General features: G+C 31.7%; 26 protein-coding genes. 16 read left to right on the plus strand and 10 right to left on the minus strand.

Annotated elements, in window-relative coordinates; genetic code table 11:
• Nucleotides 1-58: 58 nt before the first annotated feature.
• The 11 genes from C6368_RS03345 to C6368_RS03395 all read left to right on the plus strand — a co-directional run bounded on the left by C6368_RS03345 (nt 59) and on the right by C6368_RS03395 (nt 14,375).
• On the plus strand, nt 59-1,219 hold the full coding sequence (locus C6368_RS03345; protein WP_107037770.1) for a YHYH protein: 1,161 nt from the start codon (nt 59-61) through the stop codon (nt 1,217-1,219).
• A 56-nt stretch (nt 1,220-1,275) separates the two neighbouring features.
• Complete coding sequence (locus tag C6368_RS03350) at nt 1,276-1,839, plus strand: class I SAM-dependent methyltransferase (RefSeq protein ID WP_107037771.1); 564 nt, start codon at nt 1,276-1,278, stop codon at nt 1,837-1,839.
• Between the two features lie 22 nt (nt 1,840-1,861).
• Nucleotides 1,862-2,623 (plus strand): DUF6090 family protein, encoded by a 762-nt coding sequence (locus C6368_RS03355; protein WP_107037772.1) that lies wholly within the window; start codon nt 1,862-1,864, stop codon nt 2,621-2,623.
• 21 nt (nt 2,624-2,644) lie between these two features.
• Complete coding sequence (locus tag C6368_RS03360; protein WP_107037773.1) at nt 2,645-3,589, plus strand: hypothetical protein; 945 nt, start codon at nt 2,645-2,647, stop codon at nt 3,587-3,589.
• 197 nt (nt 3,590-3,786) lie between these two features.
• Entirely contained in the window at nt 3,787-4,110 is a 324-nt protein-coding gene (locus C6368_RS03365; RefSeq protein WP_317045964.1) for a DUF6804 family protein, read from the plus strand.
• Nucleotides 4,111-4,248: 138 nt separating this feature from the next.
• The gene (locus C6368_RS03370) at nt 4,249-7,320 is read left to right on the plus strand and encodes a type I restriction endonuclease subunit R (protein ID WP_107037774.1); all 3,072 of its coding nucleotides are present in this window, start codon (nt 4,249-4,251) and stop codon (nt 7,318-7,320) included.
• 83 nt (nt 7,321-7,403) lie between these two features.
• Complete coding sequence (locus tag C6368_RS03375; RefSeq protein WP_107037775.1) at nt 7,404-9,038, plus strand: HsdM family class I SAM-dependent methyltransferase; 1,635 nt, start codon at nt 7,404-7,406, stop codon at nt 9,036-9,038.
• Nucleotides 9,035-10,399 (plus strand): restriction endonuclease subunit S, encoded by a 1,365-nt coding sequence (locus C6368_RS03380; protein ID WP_234369076.1) that lies wholly within the window; start codon nt 9,035-9,037, stop codon nt 10,397-10,399. The genes C6368_RS03375 and C6368_RS03380 overlap by 4 nt, the downstream gene beginning before the upstream one ends.
• Nucleotides 10,400-10,499: 100 nt before the next feature.
• Nucleotides 10,500-11,783 carry a phosphoribosyltransferase-like protein gene (locus tag C6368_RS17690; protein WP_107037776.1) on the plus strand — a complete coding sequence of 428 codons (1,284 nt, stop codon included), beginning with the start codon at nt 10,500-10,502 and terminating at the stop codon, nt 11,781-11,783.
• Between the two features lie 170 nt (nt 11,784-11,953).
• A complete protein-coding gene (locus C6368_RS03390) occupies nt 11,954-13,084 on the plus strand; it encodes a reverse transcriptase family protein (RefSeq protein WP_107037777.1) in 1,131 nt (376 codons plus the stop codon).
• 82 nt (nt 13,085-13,166) lie between these two features.
• Complete coding sequence (locus tag C6368_RS03395) at nt 13,167-14,375, plus strand: PDDEXK-like family protein (RefSeq protein ID WP_107037778.1); 1,209 nt, start codon at nt 13,167-13,169, stop codon at nt 14,373-14,375.
• Between the two features lie 103 nt (nt 14,376-14,478).
• Here the strand turns inward: C6368_RS03395 and C6368_RS03400 are convergent, their stop codons facing one another.
• The 5 genes from C6368_RS03400 to C6368_RS03415 all read right to left on the minus strand — a co-directional run bounded on the left by C6368_RS03400 (nt 14,479) and on the right by C6368_RS03415 (nt 16,432).
• On the minus strand, nt 14,479-14,949 hold the full coding sequence (locus C6368_RS03400; protein ID WP_107037779.1) for a hypothetical protein: 471 nt from the start codon (nt 14,947-14,949) through the stop codon (nt 14,479-14,481).
• 10 nt (nt 14,950-14,959) lie between these two features.
• Entirely contained in the window at nt 14,960-15,163 is a 204-nt protein-coding gene (locus C6368_RS03405) for a hypothetical protein (RefSeq protein ID WP_107037780.1), read from the minus strand.
• 75 nt (nt 15,164-15,238) lie between these two features.
• Nucleotides 15,239-15,616, minus strand: coding sequence for a hypothetical protein (locus tag C6368_RS03410; RefSeq protein WP_159038412.1), 378 nt, complete (start codon nt 15,614-15,616; stop codon nt 15,239-15,241).
• 288 nt (nt 15,617-15,904) lie between these two features.
• The gene (locus C6368_RS17225) at nt 15,905-16,069 is read right to left on the minus strand and encodes a hypothetical protein (RefSeq protein ID WP_159038413.1); all 165 of its coding nucleotides are present in this window, start codon (nt 16,067-16,069) and stop codon (nt 15,905-15,907) included.
• Between the two features lie 153 nt (nt 16,070-16,222).
• Nucleotides 16,223-16,432 (minus strand): hypothetical protein, encoded by a 210-nt coding sequence (locus C6368_RS03415; protein WP_159038414.1) that lies wholly within the window; start codon nt 16,430-16,432, stop codon nt 16,223-16,225.
• A 183-nt stretch (nt 16,433-16,615) separates the two neighbouring features.
• Here C6368_RS03415 and C6368_RS03420 point away from each other — a divergent pair, with 183 nt between their 5' ends.
• Complete coding sequence (locus C6368_RS03420) at nt 16,616-17,245, plus strand: hypothetical protein (protein ID WP_107037783.1); 630 nt, start codon at nt 16,616-16,618, stop codon at nt 17,243-17,245.
• A gap of 241 nt (nt 17,246-17,486) precedes the next feature.
• On the opposite strand, the gene C6368_RS03425 is transcribed toward C6368_RS03420, so the two are convergent.
• Together C6368_RS03425 and C6368_RS03430 are read right to left on the minus strand one after the other, a co-directional pair.
• On the minus strand, nt 17,487-18,044 hold the full coding sequence (locus tag C6368_RS03425; protein WP_107037784.1) for a DUF4382 domain-containing protein: 558 nt from the start codon (nt 18,042-18,044) through the stop codon (nt 17,487-17,489).
• Nucleotides 18,045-18,268: 224 nt separating this feature from the next.
• Nucleotides 18,269-18,880, minus strand: a complete 612-nt coding sequence (locus C6368_RS03430; RefSeq protein ID WP_107037785.1) for a porin family protein — start codon at nt 18,878-18,880, stop codon at nt 18,269-18,271.
• 442 nt (nt 18,881-19,322) lie between these two features.
• On the opposite strand from C6368_RS03430, the gene C6368_RS03435 reads away from it, so the two are divergent.
• The 3 genes from C6368_RS03435 (at nt 19,323) to C6368_RS03445 (ending at nt 21,435) form a co-directional block, all read left to right on the plus strand.
• Nucleotides 19,323-20,099, plus strand: coding sequence for a sensor histidine kinase (locus C6368_RS03435; RefSeq protein ID WP_159038415.1), 777 nt, complete (start codon nt 19,323-19,325; stop codon nt 20,097-20,099).
• A complete protein-coding gene (locus C6368_RS03440) occupies nt 20,096-20,785 on the plus strand; it encodes a LytR/AlgR family response regulator transcription factor (protein ID WP_107037787.1) in 690 nt (229 codons plus the stop codon). Before C6368_RS03435 ends, C6368_RS03440 begins: the two co-directional genes overlap by 4 nt.
• Nucleotides 20,786-20,925: 140 nt before the next feature.
• Complete coding sequence (locus C6368_RS03445; protein WP_107037788.1) at nt 20,926-21,435, plus strand: hypothetical protein; 510 nt, start codon at nt 20,926-20,928, stop codon at nt 21,433-21,435.
• Nucleotides 21,436-21,674: 239 nt separating this feature from the next.
• On the opposite strand, the gene C6368_RS03450 is transcribed toward C6368_RS03445, so the two are convergent.
• Entirely contained in the window at nt 21,675-22,019 is a 345-nt protein-coding gene (locus tag C6368_RS03450) for a PRC-barrel domain-containing protein (RefSeq protein WP_107038019.1), read from the minus strand.
• Nucleotides 22,020-22,342: 323 nt separating this feature from the next.
• On the opposite strand from C6368_RS03450, the gene C6368_RS03455 reads away from it, so the two are divergent.
• The gene (locus C6368_RS03455) at nt 22,343-22,726 is read left to right on the plus strand and encodes a hypothetical protein (protein ID WP_107037789.1); all 384 of its coding nucleotides are present in this window, start codon (nt 22,343-22,345) and stop codon (nt 22,724-22,726) included.
• A 112-nt stretch (nt 22,727-22,838) separates the two neighbouring features.
• Here the strand turns inward: C6368_RS03455 and C6368_RS03460 are convergent, their stop codons facing one another.
• Nucleotides 22,839-23,426 carry a DUF1989 domain-containing protein gene (locus C6368_RS03460; RefSeq protein WP_107038020.1) on the minus strand — a complete coding sequence of 196 codons (588 nt, stop codon included), beginning with the start codon at nt 23,424-23,426 and terminating at the stop codon, nt 22,839-22,841.
• Nucleotides 23,427-23,431: 5 nt separating this feature from the next.
• Nucleotides 23,432-24,079, minus strand: coding sequence for a guanitoxin biosynthesis heme-dependent pre-guanitoxin N-hydroxylase GntA (gene gntA, locus C6368_RS03465; RefSeq protein ID WP_107037790.1), 648 nt, complete (start codon nt 24,077-24,079; stop codon nt 23,432-23,434).
• Nucleotides 24,080-24,186: the final 107 nt, after the last annotated feature.

Below are 24,186 nucleotides of genomic sequence, written 5' to 3' on the forward strand. Positions count from 1 at the left end.
CTGTCGAAATACATAGTTATATTTAAACTTTAAATATTTAATTTACTAAACGAAAATCATGAAAATCGTTTCACTTTTATTCATATCAACCTTAATAGTTTCATGTAATTCTAATCAGAAGGAAGAATCTGAACACCAAGGTAGACCCTCTGTTCACGAGTTGATCAATGAATTCGATAGCAACAAAGATGGTAAACTTTCTGAATCTGAGGTGGGTGGACCATTGGCTAGTGATTTCCAGAAGATTGACGCTGATAAGGATGGTTTTCTAAGTGAAAAAGAATTAGAGTTAGCTCCGAAACCACCAAGGAAAGGAGGAGAGCAAACGGTGGTGAATAAAGAAGATATTGATGCTACGGTAAAAGGAGTTTCTGTAAATACTTCTTATTTTATCAAGGAGAATATCATTGGTGAAATCACTGAAAAGAAAGTGAATTTGTCAGGAATAGAAACAAATTGTTATGTAATCAAAACACATTCTCAAGCCACGGAACATCAAATGGGACCATGGTGTCCAAGGCACATTGAAGACGGAATGGAAAAGGCAGGAATCTGGTTTGAAAATGATAAAGTTTATGACGTTTCGGGACATTTCATTGCTAATTTGGATGAGTTTTACAGTGATGATAAATGGAAATTGTTCCGTGAAGATGGTTCTGTAAAGGTTACCGATTCTGAAATTAGTTGTTTAGCTGCAGCCAAACCTGACGTTGAGGAAAAATACCATAACCATTGTGTAGAATGTTTGCCTGAGTATTTTAAAGATCAAGTAACGACTTTTGTTATTCCGGTAAATCCACAATATTTAAAGAAAACCCAAAGTTTTGGTCGAGGTGGAATTGGTGTTGCATTTAACGGTGTAAAATATGATCCGCCAGCACCAACGCACGCAATTTTAGCTGCTCACACCATCGCACCTTTGGATGACCACGGTGGACACGTTAATCCTCATGGAGGTTATCATTATCACGCCATAACGGGTTCAACAAAAGAAGTTGCCCAATCCGATGCACACGCGCCAATGATAGGTTATGCAATTGATGGTTTTGGAATTTATGCCTTGCTAGATGAGAATGGAAATGCACCTACGGATTTGGACGAATGTGGTGGACATTTCGATGATGAAAGAGGTTACCATTACCACGCGGGAGAACCAGGAGGAAATCAAATTATTGCATGTTTACACGGTTTGCCGGGATATACGGAAGTAAAAGAATAGCATACATGGAATTTGACAACGGTTATCAATAATTAGAAATATAGACTTGTTTAAAAATGAAATATTACACTGAGAAAGAATCTGTTGCAGAATACATCAAAATGGCGAAAGATGTTGACAGCGGGAAATTGATTATGAAATTGAATGATTTTTTACCGAAAAATTCGACTTTACTTGAGATTGGATCTGGACCTGGTACTGATTTTCGATTATTGAAAAAAGTATATAAGGTGATTGGTTCTGATTATTCGTCAGAATTTTTGAATCATTTAGTGAGCAATAATGAAAATGATGAATTTTTAAATTTAGATGCGGTAACCTTAACTACTAACAAGAATTTTGATGGAATTTATTCTAATAAAGTTCTTCAGCATTTAACAGACGAAGAATTGAAAAAATCAATTTTTAGACAAGCTGAAATATTGAATTTGAATGGAATAATTTGTCATTCTTTTTGGAAAGGTGAGGGAGAAGAAGAGTTTAAAGGAATGTTTGTGAATTACCAAAGTGCTGAAAGTCTAAGAATTCTATTTGAAAAGAATTTTGAAATTCTATTGCTTGAAGAATACATGGAATTTGACGAAGGAGATTCATTGGTCCTTATTGGAAAGAAAAAATAAATTTATGAAAAACACCTAAGCAATGATAAAATTCTTTCGAAAAAACCGTCAAAAAACACTCACCGAAAATAGGTTTGGAAAATACCTTGTATACGCGACAGGTGAAATTATTCTTGTGGTTATTGGAATTTTAATTGCGCTTTACATTAATAATTGGAATCAAAACAGAGCAGATCAGCATTTAGAAGAAGGTTATATTTCCTCGTTGATTGAAGATGCAAAAACAGATTTATCTAATTTTGATAATGCAATTTCTGCAAACGAAGAACGTATGTCAAACTTAGACACCCTTGCTTTAAGTTGCTATAATTACGATGTAGAAGCCAGAAAAGACCCTGAGCTCATTCTTTGGTATATGAAAAGTCTACGACGTCCAGATTTTGTTGCCCAAACCGACAGAACCCTTTCCCAACTAAAAAATTCTGGAGGAATGCAATTGATTACGGAGAAAACCAAAGTTGAAGCCATCATAGCTTATGAAAAATCATTTGAACGCTTATACAATCAGCAAGGCTGGTATGAAGGAGCACTCAGAAATCTAGTTGACGCTGGAGTTCCAATCATCAATTACAAGTATATTCCCGTATTACACACCAAGGTATTTGACATCGAAACTTTTTTTAAAACTGCGCGCCTCCTTGAAACCGACGAACGATTGCTTACCGAGTTAGGAAATAGAGCAAGCATTTATAATAGGCTGACGTACTCCTACATCAACTATTTGATGGAAGGAAAGGCAGAATGTAAAAGGTTAATTGAGATTTTGGAGAAGGTTGAAGAGTAAAGTGATTTTATTGATAATGTTATGACGAAAATTATATTGAGCTTATTATTAATTGTTTACGTTCTAAGTCCGGAATGTATTTTTGGGCAGTTAACAACAGCAATTGATTACAATCTAAAAGGAAAAGTCAAGAAAGTAGTTTTCGATTCTTATTTAGGGGAAAAGACCTCAAATGGCTTAGTTAAAGTCAAAAAAGGGTGGGAAGAAACGGGAGAAGTAGATAAGACCATAGAATTTAATGAATCCGGGAATATTACAAAAATCGTTTTCAGAGATTTAGATGGCAAAATTAAGAGGACAGATGAATTCCTGTATTCCAACGAATTGCTGGTTCAATCGGTAACCAAATACAAGGTAATAAAATACATTTATGATGCTCAAAACAGATTAGAAAGTCAAATAATTATTGACCGCACGCCTAGAAGTATAAGTGCATCAAATATTGATGAATTAGGCGATGAAGAAGTATTTTCTGTGCAATTCGAGTACGACACCACAGACCTAAAACAACGTGGGTTTTGGTTGAATGAAAAGGAGGATACCACGGCAAAAACAACTTACTTTTATAATGAAAAGGAATTTGTCATAAAAGAAGAAACAGCCTATTTCGATGGTTTGAAAGATTGGTTTATTTATCAATATGATACCAATGGAAATATGCTCAATGTAAATTGGTTTGACAATATTGAAGGTTTATTAGAAATTGAGTCCAATCATTACAAAGGCGCTGCACTTGTTTCGTCAGAGTGGGAGAATTACATGGATGGTGAACCCGAAGGAAAAATTGTCTATACCTATCAAAATGGAAATGAAATAGAAATCATCGAAACAGATTTTATGGATGAATCTGAAATAAAATGGACTTACGCTTATGAATATGATTCTTTTGGAAATTGGATAAAGAAAACGGTACATACCTACAAAGATGAGTGGTTTATTGTGGATAGGGTGATTGAGTATTATTGAAGGGGGGGATTTTTAAGTAATCCGTATCTTACTCGAACAAATTAATAACCACTTTAATCTAAATAAATCATGCTAATCAAATTCGGTTGCGATCATTAAGTGGGGCAACCTGTGCATTGTGTTTTTATTGTTTTGAAATAGTTGATAAAGAAATTAATCATTGATGGTTGAACAAGAGTAAAAAAATAGAGAAAATTATGATAGAGAAATTAAAAGATAGTGAATCTGTAATCAAGTTGGCTTTGGCGATTTTGATGTTTATGTGTTTACTCGATATGCCTTATGGCTTTTATATGTTTGTGCGTTTCGCAGCGCTCGTTGGTTTCGGTATTTTAGCTTATAAAGCGAAGGATAAAGACGATAAAACTGAAATGATTATTTATGGTGCCTTGGCCTTGCTATTCCAACCCTTTTTCAAAATAGCATTGGGTAGAGAAATGTGGAATGTCGTGGATGTGATTGTTGGGGTAGGGTTGGTTGTGACTGTTTTTAGGAAGGGGAAGGTGGGAAGTACGGAGTAGATTTTACACTATTAATTATTACACGAATCTCAAACAGCTCCACGTAATATTTACGTTTATTTTACGCGCTCAAACTCCTTTCTTTTTATATCTTTAAGCACTGCACAAGATTATGATTGATCTAATTTAAGTTAACCTATGGCTTTCAACGAAGATTCTAGAGTGAAAATACCGTCAATACTGCACCTCATTCAGTTAGGTTATAAATATTTGTCTTTAAAAGAAAGTGTTTGGGATCGTGATACGAATATATTTACAGATATTTTTAAGGAACAAATTGCTAAAATTAATCCTGAACTTTCAGAAAGTGAGGTTAAACGAATTTATGATGCGGTGTCCTTGGATTTAGAAAACGAAGATTTAGGTCGTGCGTTTTATAACAAATTGATTGATCAAACTGGAATAAAGCTCATCGATTTTGAAAATTTCGAAGAAAATAACTCATTCCATGTGGTAACTGAACTTCCTTATGAAAAGGATGACGAGGTATTCAGACCTGATATTATATTGTTAATAAATGGTATGCCATTGGTCTTTATCGAAGTAAAAAAGCCTAATAATCGTGATGGTGTTCGTGCAGAACATAGACGCATGGAATCACGTTTTAGAAATAAGAAGTTCAGTAAGTTTATTAATCTTACACAGTTGATGGTGTTTTCTAATAATATGCAATATAATGATGAAGACACCCAAATGTTAGAAGGTGCTTTTTACAGTACTACTAATTATAGAAAACCTTCCTTTAATTATTTTAGAGAAGAGGAAGATTTTGATCTTTCTGAATTGCTAAAACCGTTAACTGAAGAGGATGAGTTATTTGTACTTAAAGATACGAATTATTTAAGTGTCAAGAATTCTAAAGAATATGTGACAAATAAAAACGCAAGTACTCCTACAAATTCAATATCAACATCTTTATTTCACAAGGAGCGGTTAAAATTCATTTTACGATATGCTTTTGCTTATGTTCATGAAGAAACAGGGTTAGAAAAGCATATAATGCGATATCCTCAAATATTTGCTACAAAAGCGATTGAACGTAAATTGGAAGAAGGGATTAAAAAAGGAATTATTTGGCATACGCAAGGTTCAGGGAAAACAGCATTGGCTTTCTTCAATGTTAAACATTTAACGCATTACTTTCAAAAGAAAAATGTTATTCCTAAGTTTTACTTTATTGTTGACCGATTGGATCTTTTAACTCAAGCAGCTAAAGAGTTTACTGCTCGTGGTTTGAAAGTGTATAAAATTAATTCGCGTGAAGACTTTAGTAAAGATATTAAATCTACAAAAGTAATTCATAATGATTCAGGTAAGCCGGAAATTACGGTTGTCAATATTCATAAGTTTAAAGATGATCCAGATTTAATTAAGAATAACGATTACAATTTAAATATTCAACGTGTGTTCTTTTTAGATGAAGTTCATCGTAGCTATAACCCGAAGGGAAGCTTTTTGGCAAATTTAGAATTAGCGGATAAACATTCTATTAAAATAGGTTTGACAGGAACTCCGTTATTAGGAACTGAATATAACTCAAAATCATTATTTGGAGATTACATCCATAAATATTATTACAACTTATCAATTAAAGATGGATATACGCTTCGTTTAATTCGAGAAGAGATTGAGTCAAACTATAAATTGGTTTTACAAGAAGTACTTGAGAAAATAAAAGTTATAAAAGGAGACGGTAATAAAAAAACGGTTTATGCCAAAAAACCGTATGTGAAGCCTATGCTTAAATATATCGTTCAAGATATGGAACAAGCAAGAATTTCAATGGATGATTATTCAATAGGTGGAATGGTGGTTTGTGATTCTTCAGAACAAGCAAAAATGATGTATGAAGTTTTTCAAGAAGAATATGCTGAGCAAACAAACTTTTATCAAGCTCAAGCTGCAGAAGAACAAGCAAGCTATGGATCTAAAAAAGTAAGGAATAGTAAAGTGAAGTCAGCTCAAGTAATTTTACATGATATTGGTACAAAACAAGATCGTATTGACTGGGTAGAAGATTTTAAGGCAGGAAATATAGATTTTCTTTTTGTTTACAATATGTTGCTCACTGGTTTTGATGCAAAACGATTGAAAAAATTATATATCGGTAGAAAAGTTAAAGCCCATAACTTGTTGCAAACTTTGACACGTGTGAATAGAACATACGGAACGCATAAATATGGTTATGTAGTCGATTTTGCAGATATTCAACAAGAATTTGATAAAACAAACAGAGACTATTTCAATGAACTTCAATCTGAATTGGGAGATGAAATGCAACATTATTCTAATCTTTTTAAAAAGCCTGAGGAAGTTGAGGAAGAAATAGAAGAAATAAAGGATATTCTTTTTAAATATGACACTGTTGATGCTGAGATTTTTAGTAGACAGGTTTCAGAAATTAATGATAGAGAAGAGGTTAGACAGATTGCAAAAGCGTTAAACAATTCAAAAGAACTTTATAACCTGATCCGTTTGTCTGGAAATTTTGATCTTCTCGATAAATTAGACTTTAGAAAGTTATCGGTTCTTTCGAGAATGGCTAACGATAGGTTGTCTATAATTAATACCAGGGAGGCATTAGAAAATAACGAAGAAACTCAGAACATATTAAATACAGCTTTAGAAGATGTCATTTTTGCTTTTACAAAAGTAAAGGAAGAAGAGATGATTCTAGCTGATGAATTAAAGGATGTCTTAGGAAAAACACGTGAAATTCTTGGAGGAAATTTTGATCCTAGAGATCCTGAATTTATTTCACTAAAGGCAGAATTAGAACGTTTATTTAAAAAGAAAAATTTGAGTGAGGTTTCCAAAGAAGAAATGGAAGCCAATATAAAAGCACTTAATAAAATTTATAGTTCAGCTAAAAAACTAGAACGCGAAAACCAACTTTTAAAGGCGAAGTACGATTATGATGCAAAGTATGCTCGTATTCATAAAAGATTGATGGAAAAAGATCCATTAACAGATAGCGAAAGAAAGTTATTTGAGGCGCTCAAAGGTTTGAAAACAGCAGTGGATAAGGAAATTTTACAGAATTCAAGATTACTTGATAATGAGAGTTATGTTGAACGCATGGTTACTCGCTTAGTGGTAAATGAATTTAAAAAAGAACAGAAAATCGACATTAATACCACAGATGTAAAGCGAATTAATAGAATTATTGTTCGTGAATATATGAATGAATACAACGGATACGCTGTATAAAATTACGAATTAGTTTAATCACGAATTACGATTTTGATGATATTCATTGAAAATTCGTAATTGAATATTGACAATTGAAATATATGACAACTACAATAGAATTTGAAAAGCAAACCAAGGAGCTAATTGATGGCTTAAAGAGTGTTTGTGCAAATTATGGTTTAGGAAATGACGGAAATGAGTTTAAGGTGATTACGCAAGTGTTTCTTTATAAATTCTTGAATGATAAATATGTTTATGAATTAAAAAAATTGGAGCCTGAATTGGCGAAAGCTGAGAGTTTCGATGAAGCGCTAAAAAAGTTTTCAGATGATGATTTAGAGTTTTTAACAATGCAAATTAGTGAGAATACGGCTCATATTGCTCCTAAGAATTTAATTTCACGCTTATTTGAACAACAAAACAAAGAAAAGTTTGCTGATATTTTTGATGAAACTTTACTCAGTGTAGCCAAAGACAATACGGACATCTTCTCTGTACTGACGCAAGGTGGTGAAAAAGTAGTTTTGTTTGATAATCTAAGCAAATACGTTACCGATAATAGAGATGAATTCTGTAAAGCTTTAGTAAACAAATTAGTTGACTTTAGTTTTGAACACATTTTTAAAGAGAAATTTGATTTCTTTGCTACCATCTTTGAATATTTAATTAAAGATTATAACACGAACAGTGGAGGTAAATACGCTGAGTACTTTACACCACATGCCGTTGCTAAAATTATGGCAGAATGTTTAGTTACAGAAGAGAATGTAAACAACGTGACCTGCTATGACCCAAGTGCGGGATCTGGAACTTTATTGATGAATTTAGCCCACTCCATTGGGGAAGCTAAGTGTACGATTTACTCTCAAGACATCTCTCAAAAGTCTTCTGCATTGTTACGTTTGAACTTGATCTTAAACAACCTCGTTCATTCTATCCAAAACATAATTCAAGGAAATACGATTTTAAGTCCTTACCATAAGCAAGAGGACGGGCAATTAGAAAAATTCGATTATATCGTCTCTAATCCTCCATTTAAGTTGGACTTTTCAGACTATAGTGCAGATTTAGACAGTAAAGCGAACAAAGAACGTTTTTTTGCTGGAATACCAAAAGTTCCTAAGAGCAAGAAAGACTCCATGGCTATTTATTTGTTGTTTATTCAGCACATCATGTACAGTTTAACCGCAAAAGGAAAGGCAGCAATTGTTGTTCCTACAGGGTTTATTACTGCACAGTCTGGAATAGACAAAAAGATCAGACAAAAACTAGTAGAAAGTAAAATGTTAGCAGGAGTGGTGAGTATGCCTTCTAATATCTTTGCAACAACAGGAACCAACGTAAGTATTTTGTTTTTAGATAAAACCAATACCAAAGATGTAGTTTTGGTGGACGCTTCAAACTTAGGTACAAAAGTAAAAGAAGGAAAAAACCAAAAAACAGTTTTAAGCGAAGTAGAAGAACAACAAATTATTGATGTTTTTAATGCGAAGAAAGCTGAAGATGACTTTTCTGTCGTAGTAGGATATGATGAAATTAAAGCGAAAAATTATAGCTTAAGTGCAGGGCAATATTTTGAAGTTAAAATAGAATATGTTGATATTACTGCTGAAGAGTTTACTGCTAAAATGGGGAGCTTTGAAAGTAATTTAAGTGAGCTTTTTGATGAGTCTAAAAGTTTGGAAATAAAGATTCAGAATAATTTATCAAGCTTAAATTTAAATAATCATTTATGAAACAAATTAGTTTTGGAGAAATAGCAGAATTTAGAAATGGTTTAAACTTTGGTAAAGATAGTCACGGAATGGGTTGTTTGATAATCGGTATTCCAGATTTTAAAGACAGATTTTATCCTGATTACAGTTCTTTAGGTGAAATAAATCCTTTAGGAATTATTAAGGAGGAAGATTATTTACGAAAAGAAGATATTTTATTTGTTAGATCAAATGGTAATAAAGATTTAGTTGGAAGAAGTTTATATATTGATAAAGATATTAAAGCTGTTTATTCAGGATTTTGTATTCGGGCGAGATTAACTTCCTCAGTGGTTGATCCACTTTTTTGTGCATATTATACACGATCAGATAGGTTTAAATCTTCAATTTCTACCTCGGGTGGAACAAATATTCAAAATCTAAATCAAGGTATATTAGCAAATGTAAAATTACCATTGTTTTCAAGTAGATCTCAAAAACAAATCGCCAAAGTCCTCTCCGATTTAGACGCGAAAATAGAAGTTAACAATAAAATCAATAAAGAGTTAGAAGCGATGGCCAAAACGCTTTATGATTATTGGTTTGTACAGTTTGATTTTCCCTTCGACTTCGCTCAGGGTATACCTGATGTAAATGGAAAGCCTTATAAATCATCTGGAGGTAAAATGGTTTATAATGAAGAATTGAAGAGGGAGGTTCCTGCGGGTTGGGAGGTGAATTCATTTTCAGATTGGATTAAAAATGACAAAAGCGGAGACTGGGGGAAAGAAACAAAACAAGGAAACTATGTTAATAAGGTTTCTTGTATTCGAGGAGCCGATTTAAATGGTTTAAATGGAAATGGTGAAGTTAAGAGTCCAACACGATTTATTCTTGAAAAGAACAACCATAAACTATTAGAGGTTGGAGATTTCATTATAGAAATTTCAGGTGGAAGCCCAACACAATCAACAGGAAGAATGGCATTTATAATAGAAGAAACATTAGACCGCTTTGAAAATCCTTTAATCTGTTCAAACTTCTGTAAAGCAGTAACTTTAAAAGATAAAAACGCTTTGTATAACTTCGCTTATGAATGGAATAGGTTGTATGATGCTGGAGTTCTGTTTGGTTGGGAAGGTAAGACAAGCGGAATTAAAAACTTGCTGTTTGAATCATTTGTAACAAATCACAAAGTTGCAATTCCTGATTCAAAAGTTATGGATCTTTTCTATGATTATGCTAAACCTATTCATGCTCAGATTCAAACTAATTTAAAAGAAAACCAAAAACTTGCAGAGCTTCGTGATTGGTTGTTGCCTATGTTAATGAATGGGCAGGTTTCGGTTAGTGAGGCTGAGGAGAGATTGGTCCACGATAGTTATCGGGAGGTTGCTGAGTAGAGAGGTAAATATGGGGAGGGTAAGTGAATAAAATCGATTAATCAGACCGAACTAAATAGGGTTTATACCGGAGAGAATATTAAATATTATTTATAGTCAAATGCCTCATCAATATAAATATCATGAAAACAATATTAAGCTACTTGAAAGTGTTCTTGGCAGATTAAAATATTCGGTGCTGCCTAGTTATATAATCAAATGGCTTGAAAATTTTGACGAAGAAGAAATCACAACAGCTCTAGATTTATTGAGGTTTTATGAATATATAAGTCCTGAAGAACTTTTGTTAAGATTCGATCATCTATTAAAAGACTTGTTTAAATACGTTAAAACCGATTTAAATTTACTTTTTATTCCGTTTGGGAAAATTGGGAAAAGTTCAACATTGGTAACCTATCCATTGACTCATCTTGACCGGTATAAAAATAAAGAGAAAAATAACAACTTTAAATTTTCTCATGATCTTGAAAGTGAATTAAAAGGGACTCAGAATTATGATTATATAATTTTTATAGATGATTTCGTAGGTTCTGGAAAAACCTTTTTGGACTATTTCAAATTGCATAACACGATCATAAAAACTCATAATTATGATCATAAAATGATTTTGATGTGCCCCATAATCATGGAAAAGGCGTATAATTGTATTAATAAAAGAGGTTTGAAGATTATTTCAGAAATAAGATTTAAATTTATTGAAAGTAAAAAATCACCATTAAAATTATTACCCAAAAGTAAAGAGTTAGTAAATCTTATCGATAAATACGGAGCAATAATTGAGGTAAACAGACCGCCGAAACAATTCTTACCAAGAGGTTATAAGAATTCTCAATCACTAGTTTCTTTTTATTACGGTGCCCCAAACAATAATTTCCCTATTATTTGGGGTGAAAAAAATTGGTATCCATTGTATCCTAGATATTCTAAATTAAAAATGGAAAAGGCTAAAGATTTAAAGAAGAATCTTTCTTATTTTCTTAATACTTTTTTTCATGAAAACCTTAAAATTGAAGGTGGAGCTGAGCTTATTTCAGATGATAAGGATAAAAGGAAAGTTAATAACATTTTACGATTAAAAAATAATTATTTTCTTCTGAGCTTACTTTATTTAAAGCACCAATATAAATCTGATCCAAATATGTGTAATCAATTTATTTGCAACTTCTTTGGTGTTACCAAAGAAGAATTGAGAATTATTTATGTTGAAGGAAGACGTAAAGGGTATATTCGTAAAAATAGTTTTGATATATCTGTTGAAGGAGAAGAATTAATAAAAGATTTAAAACATAAAAGAAAAAAATCATCAATAAGAAAAATAACTAAACCAAATTTAGCGATTAAAAATTACTTATTTTTACCAAAAACATTTGGGGGGAGTTCTTAGATTTTTAGCATTTTACCTACGGGTAATCTCTGTGCCTTGTATAGAGATAAAGTTGAGGTTTGATTTTGACGGTAGCATAACTTTATCTATATTTTATGCTTAAATGTTCTCGTGAAAAGCTCAAACATTCAATGATGAATTACAAATAAACATTCAAGAAAGTAGTAAAAATGGAATTCCCTCTAAATGAATTTATTGAACTAGCAAAAACAAAGGATAAGTCACAAGAATACATTAATTCTGTGATTCATTATGTTAAAAATCTTGAGTCAAATGATTTTCCAATTATTTTCACTAGGCAACATTGGGCTTCAATGATGCAAATCCAGTCTACATTTATAGATTATTTATTGAATGATTATGGGGAGGACTTTGAGGATGTTCTTCAAAGTAAATATTCATGCTTTACTTTAAGAAAAAGGAATGGTGGTGAAAGATTAATCATGGCTCCTAAAGAGGATTTAAAATATTTGCAAAAATGGATACAATTCAATATTTTGAATAATTATAAATTCGAAGATAGCTGTACAGGATTTATTATTGGAAAATCAATAAAAGATAATGCTAAAAAACATGAGTTTGCTGAAACGATTTTAAAAATTGATCTTTTACAGTTTTTTGATACAATAAAAGTAGAAAGAATTTACTACTGTTTTAAGAAAATGGGGTATATTGGTAATGTTAGTCATGACTTTGCAAATTTATGCACAGTTGTTCACCCTAAAGAATATTGGAAGAAAGTCGATTCGGAAGTGAAAAGTGTAATTGGACAAACTATTAACTCTTCTTCTAGGGTTTTACCTCAAGGAGCTCCAACAAGCCCACTTCTGGCAAATATTGTTGCTTCAAAAATGGATAAACGCTTTGGAGGTCTATCTAAAAAGCTAGGGTTTAATTATACCAGATATGCAGACGATTTAACATTCTCAATTAAAAAAGGTCAAAAACTACCATCTTTAAATGTAATTTATCAAATAATAGAGAGTGAAGGTTTTTATGTTAATAAGAAAAAAACAAAGTTTATTAATAAAGGATGTGCTCAATATGTTACAGGGTTAACAATTGCAAACGGAGTTAACGTAAATAAAAAGTACAGAAAAATGATTGAAAGACACTTATATTTCTGTAGGAAATACGGTGTAGATAATCACCTTAACAAAAACAAAAAGACCTTGTTTGGATTTAATAGACTTAGTTTTCATGATTGGCTTTATGGTCATATTTGTTATATCAAATCAATTAATGAAAATTGTTATAAAAAATTGATAGAAGAGTATAAAAAGATAACTTGGACAATATAAATTACATTAAAAGAATACTCAACCTAATCATGAAGGAGTTCGTTATCATACAAATTCTTCAAATCAAAATCAATTAATATTTATGACAGAAGTAAACACATTATTATTGCAAGTACAGACGATTGTGAATAGTTATTCTAGAATCAATAAGATGTCTGGACAAAGCTTTAATCTATTTACACTTCTTAAAAAAGAGAACGAAGAAGTTCCTTTGCACTCTATGTTTCTTGCAGAGTTACTAAATCCAAAGGGTTCGCATCAACAAGAAACATTGTATTTAGATTTGTTTTTGCAGCAACTGGATATTAAAGACTTCGATAGTGAGGGAGCTACTTGTTTAAAAGAATACTATACTGGAAGAATAAGCGATGACAAAACGAGAGGAGGAAACATAGATTTACTTATCCGTTCAGTAAAAGGAGAAGTAATTAAGATTGAAAATAAGATTGATGCAGGCGAACAAGAAAATCAACTTTTGAGGTATCATAATTATAAAAACCAGGGACGCTTAATTTACCTAACGCTGAAAGGTGAAGAAAGTAGAGTTCATGAAGAGTTAGATCGTTTAGGAGTAGATTATCAACAAATATCATATAAAAAGGATATTAAAGAATGGTTGGAAGCCTGTATTGAAAAAAGCGCAACTGTTCCAATAGTCAGAGAGAGCATCGTTCAATATTTAAACTTGGTCAAAAAACTAACCTTCCAAAACATCAATAAAGAAATGAGTAAAGAGATAGCGAAAAAAATCACTAAGAGCAAAGAAAGCTTTGAAGCGTATCGTTCTATGCGTAAAACTGAGGATGAAATTTATAAAAATGTTATTCAGGATAGTCTAATGCCCTTTTTTAAAGAATTCGCAAGTGAAAACAATATGAAAGCTCATGATCTAGATGAGAGTTTGATTAATGAAAGAAAACAATTTGTTGGCTTTTTCTTTTCTCATGAAAAGTTAAGTCAGTATGGTCTGCGTTTATCTGTTCAGTTTGGTGGCCACTTGAATCGTCATATGTTTTATGGTTTGTCATTTATTAATATAAATCCTGTTGAGAAACCTATTTATCATATTATCGCTAAAGAAGCAAAAAATGTAATGGATAAGCCAAATCCTCAAAATGAATGGTGGCTTTGTAATTCGTATTGGCAAGAATATAATAACTGGGGAGACATAGATACTTTATACAAGATGGCTTTTGGTAAATTTAAAGAAGAGTTTGAATCAAAAATGAAGGATGTTTTGGACATGGCTTTGAGTGTGATTGAGGATTTTGAAAAAAAAGAAAACACTTAGACACAAGCAAATGAAATAAAAATTAAAGACCTAAAATCTAATTTTTCAAACAGGGTTTACATTTAAGTTAATTATTATGACTTTTTATTAGATGATCAAAATGTTATATATGAATTGAAGGAAACTGTTTTAATTCATTAATTCTCTCACTTTTGGCCTCAGCTATTTTATTCAGAACGTCTGAAATAGCAGCAGAATTCATGTTGTTTGCTTGAATGATCATTTTGGAAGCTCCATTTGAGTATATTGAAATTACCCTTGATCTAGAAGAAAAGTAGAGACCTAAAAAAACAACAGAAAATATAAATAATCCCACTATGATTGGTTGCTGAGTATTATTAGTGTAGAAAAATAATGTTAATATAATTCCAATAATACCTAAATATAAAAATAGGGAATTACTTGAATGTCTAACTTCCATAGAACTAATATTTTCCAAATTCATAGTCATGTATTCTCCTCCAAAGAATGATCCATTATTTGAGTGAATTCTTTGATTTGTTAGGACCATAACTCCGTTATCTGAGCCTCCAATTACTTTCTCATTTTTTAAATTGTTAAAAGTTATTTTCATCTATGTAAATTTAGATTTTAAAAATAGTAATTAAATCCACAAACCCATCTAAAACTTTCTCTCCCAATTCCTCACACAACTTCCCATCCTCAACCACCTTTACAAACCTCAAATACCCTTTATGCGAGAAATCACCTTCATCAAAAGAAACTAAATCCGTCGTTTCAAAAACATCAATTGTATTGTTTCGGTTATCACCAAGATAGAAAAACATTACATTGCAAACATATAATTTAGAACTATTGAGGTGAAGTTATGAATCATTGCATTAGGTGATAGTTTCAGAAAATCAATCATACCCCAAAAAATCTTCTTTTGCTTTTTCCGTCATGAATAATTCCGTTAAGCTTAGGTCATTTGCAAGCTCGTTCCTTAACTTGATTATTTGATCATTGAATCTTTTATTCTGTTTTGGTGAAATACAATAGAAATTAATTATTTCTTCTTCCGAATGAACAAATCGATCTAAAGTAAAAAACGTATTCACTTGTTTTCTATAAAGGTTAAATCTCTTTGAGGCAATTCTATTTTTCTCATTGTCTTTCTTATACCATTGTCCGAAGAAAGCATAGACGATATTTTCATCATCACTTTTATCTATTTCATCAAGTATGATTTTACATGAAGTGTTCAATAATTTTTTAATTTCTCCTACGGATAACCCCATACCAATAATTTGATATTTGTGTGGGTGGTTTTCATGAATTTTAGGATGAAACTTAATGAATGCATACTCTAGGTAATAGTAGATTTCAACGATATAGATAAGATTCCGTTTTATTTTGATCTTAAATGTCTTAATTCTGTCTGGATTATCTTTTTGAAAGGGCAAAGAGATATTTCTCGTCAGTTTCGAGTTTCGAATTGGTGTATAATGGCAGTATTTAAGTTGGTTAGAAGTCATAAAAAAAGACCGTATTTAACGGTCTATAATATTATAAAAAAAATGTAAATTTTATCTTACTGGAGCATAAGCGCTCAGCCTGTAACTTTCATGTTGTTTAGCAGTTACCTGAATAGATTTTTCACTTCTTAATCTTTTTTGAAGTTTATTCTCTTTATTCATCGAGTATTCAGTTTTTGGCTTTGTAACTCTATTTAAGCTAGGTGTTGTTCCCATGGCTAATATCTTTGTATTGGATGCAAATATACGTAAATAAAATGCAGATACGCAAATATTGCACAAAAGATGTACAAGTAGTAAGTTTATGAACAGCAATCCATTAAGTTTTAATTAAGACAAAATTTTTGTAAATAATTACCATTGTAAAATTCACTTTTTAATCTCAATAAACCCATCCAAAACCTTCTCTCCCAATTTCTCGAACAACTTCCCATCCTCAACCACCTTCACAAACCTCAAATACCCTTTATGCGAGAAATCACCTTTAGCAAAAGAAACCAAGTCTGTCGTTTCAAAAACATCATCTTTGTTTTTTCGGGGATCTCCGGGATAGAGTAACATCACATTTTCTACTGACAAATTAGAGCGAGCAATTAACTTAGCAATTACAAAATATTGTTCTGCTCTTTTGTCGTTGGATCCGGATATAGAAGTGACGAGTAGTTATGAGATTAATTAAACAACCTAATTTCATTGAATTGTGGTCATTCTGACCTTCAGTCATCACTTTCTTAAATTCAGTCTTTCCTTTTGTTATCTAACATGAAAAACAAAAAACTAAATAAAAAGAGTGTCAATACGATAATTGGATCTTCAATTGCCCTTTTAATTCTGTTGGTAATATTCAGTGGATTCGTTAAATCCTTTTTCGACGAAGATCTTCAGCAGTCAGATATTGTTAAGTATAAAGTAGCTGTGATTTTCGTTGAAGAAGAAACAATAGGAACAAGAACAAGAAGAGGTAAAAGGCATATCATCGTTCGATATAAATTGAATACTTCAGATTACACCTTTAAGATTTCCAATGCTTCGTATAATATTTTAGATGAAAATAATGCGCTAGATTACCTGGAAGAAGGAGAAATGATAGAGGTGGGAACTATTGAAAGTGAATTAGAAAAAGCACAAAATATCGGATTTTGGAATAAAGAGCGTAATGTTTTTATAGAATCACGAGACAATCCTCAGACCTATTATTTCGCTTATAAAAAACGACAATTATTCGATTTGGAAGAGTATAATCAGATAGAAAGGTCGAGGAAGAACAGTAATTTATATTTGGGCATTGCTTTTGTATTAATTGGAATCGGATTATTTGGTCTGTTTATTTATGCAAGTTGGAAATTTCGTTATGATGAAGAGGAAAATTTCTCAGATGATTTAGATGATTGAAACCACTTGCTTAAATTTAATTTTATCTTCATTTGTTTGGTAATACTGATATAAACCTTCAAATCTGTGTTTATATAATTAATTCCTAACCATTACAATACACAATAAAAAACCGATTAGAAATTATTTCTAATCGGTCGGTATATTCTAGTTACGAAAGTCAATACGTTTTAAACATTACTAGGAGAAAACTATTTTCAGTTGATACTACGCATATTATTCTGGTTCTATCTTAGAAAAATTATGGGATATAGGTAACGTTTTCAACTTTGATCACTGGTTTTAATCTATATTCTCCATTACCTTGTTCTATGATAGAGCTTCCAGCATCAAAATCCAAGGTTACTTCAATAGTCTGGTTAGCTATTATTTCAGAGTTTAAGTTGATTTTGATTCCTGTTTTATCTTGACTAGAAAGTAACAAAGGATGTTGCACCTCGATTGAATCAATAATTTCAACTGCATAATTGTCTTCACCAAGAACTAATCTAATTTGATTTATGTCACCTGTTGGAATTAAGGTAGGATCTGCTATTACATCTGTTACTCCATTTTGCAATTGTAACAAATCATAAAAACCAGGGTTGGCATCTAGTTGAACCCATCCACTTTGAGAATTCCCACTTCCATTATAATTCGCCCAAACTTCTGTAATATTTACATTTACTTCAGTAAAATCTGCAGGGTCATCAGTTAATAGAACTTTTAACTGGCCTTTCCCGTCTTCTTCTTTTTTACAGGCAAATGAAAAAGCTAATATTACAAGTAGAGGAACTAAAATTTTGATTATTGTTTTCATAGTTTTGTTTTTTAATAATATTAGATTCAGTTATAAAGCTATGAATTTCTAAATACTATTAGAAAGTACACTTTATCTTTTATAATCTTTTAACTTAAAGAAAGTGAAGCGCTTTACAATCAAGGAGCGGAATAAGTTTTGAGTTATTCCGCTCTTTAATTTTTTGATCAATCAATGTCCTTTTTATTCTACTTAAAATTTAGTCTAGGAACGCGAATACTTTACTAAAACGGAATTTTACCAATAATGGTTAAGCCAAAACCTAGTCCATTAAGATCGCTTGAAGAAACTGTTGAAGGTAGATGAATATCAGAATAATAGCTGTAATTTATGTGTGTTTCCAATGCGAGATGCTTCCCGAAATCATATCCAAATCTTACTTCTTGACTAACAAAGAAAGCGCCTTCTACTTCTTTTGAAAATTCAGATTTTATTTCCTCCCAGTCTGAGTTGTAATATTCTATTGACTTTAATAGACCGATTCCAATGTTTGTTGTCGGTAACACATAAAATTGGTTTTCGAAATTAAATTTATAACCAAAACCAAAGCTGTGTTCATATATTCCAAAATGATCATCTTCTGTAACTTTTACTTTTTTGAGTCCTTTTTGATTTACTGAGCCGTGTTGCGAATAATTTATAACCCATCTTTCTTTAATTACTAAATCGATCAAGCCTCTAATTGCATTATGATTTTTTATTTTGCTACCTGAGTTCATTAAATTGTAATTTCCACCAGCTCCAAAATTCAACGTAAATTTTGATTTTTCATCTTGAGAAAAGAGTTGAAATGCTATACCAAACAATGCAATTGTTAAAATAATTTTTGTTTTCATTTTTCTTATTTTTTTAATTTGTTGACCAAAAGTAGTACGTTGCCAGTGTTTTTAACATGCGTTTTGACCAGTTGCAATCATTTATTGACAAACGAATTAAGCTTTGACGAATAGTCGATTTTTGTTGATGAATGAATTGTCCTGCTAAAGCAAATAGATTAATTTTGCTTTAAACTAAGTATGGATAATGAACTTAATAAACCGGATTAATAATTTCTTTTGGGTATTTATATTTTTGATCAGCTTTTTGCAGCTATCATCCAATGAAACATTTTCTTTCATTACCGCATTGATTTATTCTGGATTGATTATTATCACACTTAAATTATATACTCAGCTTATATTTAATCAAAAAGTATCTGCTTTTCTATTCAAATTGAATTCAGTTTTATTGATATTCACTTTGACTCTTTCATGCCTTTTTGTTGCGTTAATTCTCTCCATGGAAGGTTTTTTAGTCGTTAATTTCACTATGGGAGAGGAAGAAGTTAAATTATTAATAGAAGAATGGAAATCCTTGTTTTTTGGGCAATTTCTATTTGTTGTTTTGGTGACTGGACTCAATTACTCGTTCAATCAATTCAAACACTTTATGGAACAAGAGAAAGAGTTGGAAACGGTTAAGAGAAAAGCACTGGAAATGGAAATAAATATTCTAAAAAATCAATTAAGTCCTCATTTCACATTTAATGTTCTGAATAATTTACAGTTTCTGATTATTAAAGACAAAGATGAAGCGTTGGCAATGCTATCAAGGTACAGCAAAATTCTACAGTATTACGTTTATGAATCTCAAAAGAAATACATTACTCTTGAACGTGAAATAATGTTTTTGAAAGAGTATTTTGATTTAGAAATCAATAGGCACCGATCTGATTTAGCAGTTAATTGTCATTGGGGAATTATTGAAAATAATTTTCAGATTACACCTTTTATACTTTCTGCATTTGTAGAGAATTCCTTTAAACATGTGCAACCAAATAGCAATAATGAATTTTTTGTTAGTCAATCATTGGTGGTTACTCAAGACAGCAATCTAGTATTTATTCTTCGTAATTCGTATGATGAAAATATAACCAGTAAACGTCCAAACGGTGTAGGATTAGAGCATGTTAAAGAACGACTTAAATTACTGTATCCTAACAATTTTAAAATGGTCATTCAGCAGGAAAATGAAATTTATTCTGTACAATTAGAATTAAATTTAAAGCAGTTATGAGAGCGATAGTAATAGATGATGAAAGAATAGCTAGAGAAGGCCTTCTGGAATACCTAAAAAGATTCGATTTTATAGAATGCATTGGTGATTTTGGAAATGCTTTACATGCATTGGAATTGATTAATAACAAACAAGTTGATATTATATTCTTGGATATCGATATGCCTCATATTAATGGGATTCAATTTGCTGAGAAGATAAATAATTCATCAACTATGATTATTTTTACCACGGCCTATCCAGAATATGCGTTGAAGGGATACAAAGTGAATACAATTGATTACCTAATTAAACCTATATTTTTCAAAGAGTTTGAGGCAGCTGTTATAAAAGCAAAGGAAATGTTTGGTTTAATGAACCCAGAGAACGAAGTTTCAAAATTTATTTTTTTCAGGGAGAACGGTGTCGACAAAAGAATTATTTTAAAGGATATCATTTACATAAAAAGTTTACAAAACTACGTTCAAATTCATCTCGAAGACGGTCAAAGCATTATCGTTCATAAAACTTTAAAAAGTTTAATAGAAGAACTTTCCAAAGTAGATTTCATCCAAATACATCGTTCATATGTCATTCAAATTAATAAAATACTTTCCATCGAAGGATTTCAAGTCAAATTAGTCGATCATGTTTTGCCTATTTCTCGTGAACGAAAAGCAATGTTGTTGGAAGTTTTAGAAAATTAATGTAAGTCAAATATGAAATTGTATAAAATATCAACTTGGAATATACCAACACATTAATGATAACCTAGTCAGGTATTAATTTAGTTTTTTTCCAATCACTTCATTATATTTATACTCCATACATCAGATTTCAATGCAAAATGCAAACATCCCCTCTAGAATCCATTCTCACAAATTCCTACAAACAGGATATGCTTTCTTACATCGATTCAAACCCTGGGGATTTTGGAGAATTGATTGAATTGACCATTTCGGATAAACAACCCTATTCGTGGCGCGCTACGTGGTTGTTATGGAGTTGCATGAAGAAGAATGATGCTCGGGTTCTGCCTTTTGTTTCAGCGATAGTAAAGCGACTCCCGAAGTGTAAAGATGGACACCAACGCAATTTGATTAACATTTTACTGAAGATGGAAGTTGATGAAGAGGATGAAGGGTTGCTGTTTGACGTTTGTGTGGATATTTGGCTGGATATAAAAAAGCAGTCTTCTGTGAGAATAAAGGCATTTGAGGTGATTGTGGGATTAGCGAAACGTTATCCGGAGTTGAATCATGAAGTTGAAGCGCTGACGGATAAGCGATTTGTAGAACCACTTTCTGCGGGGATTAAAAAGTCGTTTTCAAGAATGGTAGGGGAGTGCTTTTTGTAGTTTTGTGTTTTTTTTACTTTTTAGCATTATTCATTCCTGTCTATTTTTGTTTGTATTCATGAGCTTCCTTCGGTCGGTTGCCCTAAAAAGTAAAGCAAAAATCCCGAAAGCTATACGGGACTAGCGCTTGGAAAACTATCGACCCACTAAGATTTCACATTCTAAAATGAAAAGAGTCAAAAGGTAAACTTTTGACTCCTTAAAGATTTTTGATTGCAAAACATATGTTCATTTAGATTCTATAAAACATTGTAGTGTTTATAAACTTTTTCTGTAAACACATTGTCTGCGGTACTTGGCCAATGATCTTTATCGAAACCTGGCGAATTTTTTAAACGCTCCTTAGATTCGTTTAGAACTAATACATTTCTGTCTGGATCTGGTGAAGTTTTAAATGACTCTAAAGGTACAGCGAAATATTTATCGCCTATTCCTAAAAATCCTCCGAAGGACAAAACCGCATAAGCAACTTTCCCTTCTTTCCAATTAATCATTAAATCTTCGATTTGACCAAGATTATCCCCAGTTGCGTTTTCTACTGATGTTCCAACTAATGTTGATGATGATAACAATCTACTTTCCATAATAATAAATTTTAAAGTTTTACAGATGGAATTATTTCCCCTGTTTTGCATGAAATTAAGGATGTTGAAATTGTATTTTTGACTTGAAAAATAAATATTTTGACGCGATTCGTTTTTTAATTTTTTTTGGGAATTTCCTTTATTTTATATTTCATCGCTCATTGCGTTAATTAGCTTTTAATCAGTCGGTTATGTTGGTTTTGAAAAGCCGGTTTCATTAAAATAAGTTAAAAAGTTTTTGGGTTAAAACTTAAATGTTTCGTGTCAATTTTAAGAAAATAAGTACTCTAAATTTGTCGTACAAACATTAAAAAATTAATATTATGAGTACTTCAAAAAAAGATCAAAAAGATCAAAAACAAAACAATGAAAATTCTGTAGAAAACAGCTATGGAAAGGATCAAAATTATGATAATGACATGAGAGCTCGAAATGAGCGAAATGATAGTTGGGAAAGAGAGGATCGCCAGATGCGTAACGAGCGTAATGACAAATGGGACAGAGAAGATCGTCAGGCCCGTAATGAACGTAATGACCGATGGGATAGAGAAGATCGTCAAACGAGAAACGACAATAATGATCGTTGGGAAAGAGAAAATCGCTCTAATAATTATCAAATGTCACAACTTGATAATGATACACAGGGTAAAACTCAAAACCAACCAACGGATCAAACTCAAAAATCTCAAGAGCGTCCATCAAGTTAATTGATTAAAAGCAAAATTTTAAAAGTTATTAATCAATGAAATTTGATAGAAAACGGAAAACCCTTTCAATTGAGAGGGTTTTCTTATGACCTAAAGATTTTAAAAAAAGGTTTTAAATTGAATTGAGGATTTCATAATGTATGGGCTTGAATGTACCACCATTACTGTCTTCCGCCGAACAAGCTGTCAACCCAATGATCAAATCGTCCAATGCCTTAACGATTAAATAATCACCTGCTTTACTTGTTGGAGGTAAAACAGATAGTTTCCCTTCTTCCGAAAATTGGACATTCATGAAAACATTAAATGCGGTGGGGACATCATCAGGACTAATTCCAAATGGAGCCAAGTTTTTATACAGATTTTCAAAGCAACTCGGGTGATATGTTTCTACCTCATACATAATTTGAAAAGTTTCAGGACTACAAGGAGCAAGGAGAATGTCGTTCCTGCCATTTGTATCTTCAATAACCTCCATAAGTTTACGTCCTCGATTGCTCCATAAATAATTGCCTTTGGTAATGAGGATACTTTCTTCAAAATCCATTGTTTTTCCAGCGGATATTTTTTCCTTTTTATCTTTTTCAGAAAAAAACACCAAATCACTCACTTGTCCGCCTTTGGGGTCAATAATTTTTAAATATTGATTTTTTGAAATGGTAAATGCTGCTCCTGTTTGTTCGTTTATTTTATTTTCCATTTGAATTATTTTGAATGAAATGGGCATTTCCAGTCTTTTTTGACAGCCCTACCACTATATTGTTTTGCTTCACTATCTGAACCGAAATCCTTTAATATAGGATTAATCGTGCCTTGACGAGCTTTATCTCTTTGTCTAATTTTATTTCTTACAACTTTGAAAACTCCATCTTCTCTCAACTTTTCAAATTGAGAATGTAGATTAAAAGCAATAGATGGATATGGACTTTGTCGCGCAAATCTGCTACTGTTGGGATGCATTCCCACAATATAAAAAGCTCTGCCGCTTATACTAAAACTAAACTCATTATTTTCTGGATCTTTGCTCACTGAATTATCCCATTCTGATTCATCTAACTTATGAATTTGATTTAATAACATCCATGGTTTTTTTTCAAATTCAATTTCTGAATCTATAGTTTCTTGTGGGAAAACAGCAATAAAAGAATAAAACTCTTTTTTTGTGTCAGTGTCAAAATTTCTCAAAAATTCTTCCAAACCTTCAATTATTTCTTGAGCAGCATTTAGAGATCTCATTTCACCCAAATCTTTGATCATAACTTGATCATGTTCAAAAGCTGATTGAGCCATTACACAAGGATGGTCGTTTTGTAAAATAAATGCTTTGAATTCTAATTCTATATCCCTTTCCATGATGTGAAATTATATTCCTATTTTTTTAATGAATAAGTTTAAATTTAGAGTTTTTGAAACTGGATGAAGCCTTGTGAAATCGGTGTTTTTAACGGGATAAGTTTTTA

Source organism: Brumimicrobium mesophilum (assembly GCF_003025005.1).
In the GTDB taxonomy this organism is placed as follows: Bacteria; Bacteroidota; Bacteroidia; order Flavobacteriales_D; family Crocinitomicaceae; genus Brumimicrobium; species Brumimicrobium mesophilum.

What these genes read in the sequence shown, in the direction of transcription:
- C6368_RS03345 (WP_107037770.1), top strand. Translation starts at nt 59, where the DNA reads ATGAAAATCGTTTCACTTTTATTCATATCAACCTTAATAGTTTCATGT.
- C6368_RS03350 (WP_107037771.1), top strand. Translation starts at nt 1,276, where the DNA reads ATGAAATATTACACTGAGAAAGAATCTGTTGCAGAATACATCAAAATG.
- C6368_RS03355 (WP_107037772.1), top strand. Translation starts at nt 1,862, where the DNA reads ATGATAAAATTCTTTCGAAAAAACCGTCAAAAAACACTCACCGAAAAT.
- C6368_RS03360 (WP_107037773.1), top strand. Translation starts at nt 2,645, where the DNA reads ATGACGAAAATTATATTGAGCTTATTATTAATTGTTTACGTTCTAAGT.
- C6368_RS03365 (WP_317045964.1), top strand. Translation starts at nt 3,787, where the DNA reads ATGATAGAGAAATTAAAAGATAGTGAATCTGTAATCAAGTTGGCTTTG.
- C6368_RS03370 (WP_107037774.1), top strand. Translation starts at nt 4,249, where the DNA reads ATGGCTTTCAACGAAGATTCTAGAGTGAAAATACCGTCAATACTGCAC.
- C6368_RS03375 (WP_107037775.1), top strand. Translation starts at nt 7,404, where the DNA reads ATGACAACTACAATAGAATTTGAAAAGCAAACCAAGGAGCTAATTGAT.
- C6368_RS03380 (WP_234369076.1), top strand. Translation starts at nt 9,035, where the DNA reads ATGAAACAAATTAGTTTTGGAGAAATAGCAGAATTTAGAAATGGTTTA.
- C6368_RS17690 (WP_107037776.1), top strand. Translation starts at nt 10,500, where the DNA reads ATGCCTCATCAATATAAATATCATGAAAACAATATTAAGCTACTTGAA.
- C6368_RS03390 (WP_107037777.1), top strand. Translation starts at nt 11,954, where the DNA reads ATGGAATTCCCTCTAAATGAATTTATTGAACTAGCAAAAACAAAGGAT.
- C6368_RS03395 (WP_107037778.1), top strand. Translation starts at nt 13,167, where the DNA reads ATGACAGAAGTAAACACATTATTATTGCAAGTACAGACGATTGTGAAT.
- C6368_RS03400 (WP_107037779.1), bottom strand. Translation starts at nt 14,949, where the DNA reads ATGAAAATAACTTTTAACAATTTAAAAAATGAGAAAGTAATTGGAGGC.
- C6368_RS03405 (WP_107037780.1), bottom strand. Translation starts at nt 15,163, where the DNA reads ATGTTTTTCTATCTTGGTGATAACCGAAACAATACAATTGATGTTTTT.
- C6368_RS03410 (WP_159038412.1), bottom strand. Translation starts at nt 15,616, where the DNA reads ATGGGGTTATCCGTAGGAGAAATTAAAAAATTATTGAACACTTCATGT.
- C6368_RS17225 (WP_159038413.1), bottom strand. Translation starts at nt 16,069, where the DNA reads ATGGGAACAACACCTAGCTTAAATAGAGTTACAAAGCCAAAAACTGAA.
- C6368_RS03420 (WP_107037783.1), top strand. Translation starts at nt 16,616, where the DNA reads ATGAAAAACAAAAAACTAAATAAAAAGAGTGTCAATACGATAATTGGA.
- C6368_RS03425 (WP_107037784.1), bottom strand. Translation starts at nt 18,044, where the DNA reads ATGAAAACAATAATCAAAATTTTAGTTCCTCTACTTGTAATATTAGCT.
- C6368_RS03430 (WP_107037785.1), bottom strand. Translation starts at nt 18,880, where the DNA reads ATGAAAACAAAAATTATTTTAACAATTGCATTGTTTGGTATAGCATTT.
- C6368_RS03435 (WP_159038415.1), top strand. Translation starts at nt 19,323, where the DNA reads ATGGAAGGTTTTTTAGTCGTTAATTTCACTATGGGAGAGGAAGAAGTT.
- C6368_RS03440 (WP_107037787.1), top strand. Translation starts at nt 20,096, where the DNA reads ATGAGAGCGATAGTAATAGATGATGAAAGAATAGCTAGAGAAGGCCTT.
- C6368_RS03445 (WP_107037788.1), top strand. Translation starts at nt 20,926, where the DNA reads ATGCAAACATCCCCTCTAGAATCCATTCTCACAAATTCCTACAAACAG.
- C6368_RS03450 (WP_107038019.1), bottom strand. Translation starts at nt 22,019, where the DNA reads ATGGAAAGTAGATTGTTATCATCATCAACATTAGTTGGAACATCAGTA.
- C6368_RS03455 (WP_107037789.1), top strand. Translation starts at nt 22,343, where the DNA reads ATGAGTACTTCAAAAAAAGATCAAAAAGATCAAAAACAAAACAATGAA.
- C6368_RS03460 (WP_107038020.1), bottom strand. Translation starts at nt 23,426, where the DNA reads ATGGAAAATAAAATAAACGAACAAACAGGAGCAGCATTTACCATTTCA.
- gntA (WP_107037790.1), bottom strand. Translation starts at nt 24,079, where the DNA reads ATGGAAAGGGATATAGAATTAGAATTCAAAGCATTTATTTTACAAAAC.